This is a genomic window from Kitasatospora sp. MBT63 (assembly GCF_000710465.2).
Classification (GTDB): Bacteria; Actinomycetota; Actinomycetes; order Streptomycetales; family Streptomycetaceae; genus Kitasatospora.
In genome coordinates this window covers 1-991 of the sequence record NZ_JAIZ01000661.1, presented here as the reverse complement: position 1 = coordinate 991, position 991 = coordinate 1, and the positions used below count along the sequence as shown (strand labels likewise).

Below are 991 nucleotides of genomic sequence, written 5' to 3'. Positions count from 1 at the left end.
AGCACGCCGACCTGCCCAGCCGCAAGCACGGCAACCCGCCCGCCTGAGCCCCCGGAGGGGACCCGGATGAACATCGTCGTGGAACGCGGAACACCGACCGACGAGGAACTGGCCGCGCTGACCGTGGTGCTGGCCGCGGTGCTGGCCGCGCGGGCCGGCGCCGAGGAGCGCACCCGCAGCCGCGCGCAGGCCTGGCTGCGGCCGGTCGGCATCGACTACCCGTCGCCGCGCAGCTGGCGCACGGCGGCCTGACGACCGGCAGATCCAGATCCGTTCGAGTGGCCCTTGAGGGCGTGGGTGCACCCTGCGGCGAGACGCCACTGCGAAGGAGTATCTGATGACAGTCCAGGGATCGATTCACCTTGAGCAGGTGGAGCAGGACATCCGCGATTGGCTGGTCGAGCGGCTCAGCAGCTACCTCTCCCGCCCGGAGAACGAGATCAACACCGAGATGCCGTTCGCTGAGTTCGGGATGGACTCGGTGGCCGCGCTGAGCCTCTTCGGCGACATCGAGGAGAAGTTCGAGCTCTACCTGGAGCCCGCGGTGGCCTACGAGCACCCCACGGTCACGGCCATGGCGGCCTTCCTCGCCCAGGAGAGCCGCACCAGCTGACCCGACCCGATTCTTCCTCCGGTACGAGCGCACCCCCGGGGCCCGGCACCACGTCCGCCAGACGGCGACGCGGAGCCGGGCCCCGGGGCATTGGCGCGGGATCAGCCGAGCACCAGGTGGTAGAGCCCGAGGGCGAGCTGGACGGCCGGCAGCACGATCGCGAAGGCCAGCCCGGCGTCCGCCGCGATCAGCAGCAGCCGGCGGGGGAGACCGGCCGGGCCGGGGCTCCGGCGGGCCCGGCGGGCCCGGTGGGCGTGCGGGGGCAGCAGCCGCAGGCGGACGGCCGGGCGGTGCGGGGAGGACGAGGTCGACATGGCTCCGACTCCTCAGGGTGCGCGACGGGCGGCGGGCGGCGGGCGGCGCGCCGGCCAGGACGGC

The 991-nt window shown here is 73.8% G+C and carries 3 protein-coding genes; 2 read left to right on the top strand and 1 reads right to left on the bottom strand.

Annotated features, from left to right (window positions below; genetic code table 11):
* Positions 1–66: 66 nt before the first annotated feature.
* Entirely contained in the window at positions 67–252 is a 186-nt protein-coding gene (locus AA75_RS34520; protein WP_033824313.1) for an acyl-CoA carboxylase epsilon subunit, read from the top strand.
* 85 nt (positions 253–337) lie between these two features.
* Positions 338–613 carry an acyl carrier protein gene (locus AA75_RS34515; RefSeq protein WP_051813970.1) on the top strand — a complete coding sequence of 92 codons (276 nt, stop codon included), beginning with the start codon at positions 338–340 and terminating at the stop codon, positions 611–613.
* A gap of 101 nt (positions 614–714) precedes the next feature.
* On the opposite strand, the gene AA75_RS48360 is transcribed toward AA75_RS34515, so the two are convergent.
* Positions 715–927: a hypothetical protein gene (locus AA75_RS48360; protein ID WP_033824312.1), complete on the bottom strand. Its 213-nt coding sequence runs from the start codon at positions 925–927 to the stop codon at positions 715–717.
* Positions 928–991: the final 64 nt, after the last annotated feature.

Coding starts and splice junctions, on each gene's coding strand:
- AA75_RS34520 (WP_033824313.1), top strand. CDS start 67: ATGAACATCGTCGTGGAACGCGGAACACCGACCGACGAGGAACTGGCC.
- AA75_RS34515 (WP_051813970.1), top strand. CDS start 338: ATGACAGTCCAGGGATCGATTCACCTTGAGCAGGTGGAGCAGGACATC.
- AA75_RS48360 (WP_033824312.1), bottom strand. CDS start 927: ATGTCGACCTCGTCCTCCCCGCACCGCCCGGCCGTCCGCCTGCGGCTG.